Annotated in this window: 1 protein-coding gene; it reads right to left on the reverse strand. The window is 63.1% G+C overall.

The window, feature by feature from the left end:
• Positions 1–627: 627 nt before the first annotated feature.
• The gene (locus A6302_RS20490) at positions 628–822 is read right to left on the reverse strand and encodes a hypothetical protein (RefSeq protein ID WP_069308539.1); all 195 of its coding nucleotides are present in this window, start codon (positions 820–822) and stop codon (positions 628–630) included.
• Between the last annotated feature and the right edge of the window lie 177 nt (positions 823–999).

A 999-nucleotide genomic window follows, 5' to 3' on the forward strand; every position in this document is an offset into this window, starting at 1 on the left:
TGTTCGTGTCGTTCGAGTGGAGCAAGGCTGGGTGGACCGGCATCACGGCGTTTGGATGCCAGCCGCGCCATCTGCGCAACCTCCGCTTCTGCGCGCGGCTCTACCGGCGTTCGTGAAGGGGGCCTTCAGGAAAGACAAAGGGCGGCCCCATCTGGTCGGAGGCCGCCCGCATCCCAAGACCTTGCGGATGACGACCAGCGTCTCAGCCTCGGGACAAGTATCGCTATAACGCGGCCGTCGACCGGGCTCAACTTCTGAAGAGAAAATATCGGACCGACAAATATGGTTCGACGGTGTTTGCGCCGCGACCATCGGCATTGTCATACAGCAAGGCGAGCCCATCCGCCTGGGCTCGCCCTTGTCGCAGTCTCTTTCCAAGCCGGCGGAGGCGCGCTGGCTGCGACAGAAACAGACATGGGACGATCACCGCGCGGCGGCAAGTCCCCCCCCCCCCGCGGGGATGCCCTTTTCACGGTGGGGCGATCCCGCAAAATGAGCCGGTAACTCTTGCCAGTCCTGACGTGCCGCTGCCGACATGTCGGGACAGCGCATTGGCCACGCCCAGACAGGCCGTACAATCCGCCTCAAAAGACGAAATCGGAAGAGCGTGCCGCGTTCGTTTCCGCGTCACCGACCCTGTCGCACGAAATAGTCGGCGGTCCGCACCAGCGAGGCCTTTTCCTCCGGAGTCATGGCAGCAACCTCGGCTCTCGCCCGCTCCGTCGCAGCGCGCCGGGCCTCGATATCCGCGCGGAGTTCGGCCTCATCCTGCGGCGCGATGGTGAGGATCACGTGGCCGTCGATCTCGTAACGGTAGACCATCAAAGTTTCTCCATCGGACCGAAGTATATCCGCGGTCATCCTCGTCGATCTTGGTTATCAGAAACCGTACGTCGGAGAGAACACGGCTTCGCCTTCATCGAATGTCGAAGGATCGGCGATGCTGCGGGCTTTCGCGACGGATTCCCCCGCCCATCGGGGGATGGGGCCGGACATAGG

The organism is Methylobrevis pamukkalensis, assembly GCF_001720135.1.
GTDB classification, from domain to species: Bacteria; Pseudomonadota; Alphaproteobacteria; order Rhizobiales; family Pleomorphomonadaceae; genus Methylobrevis; species Methylobrevis pamukkalensis.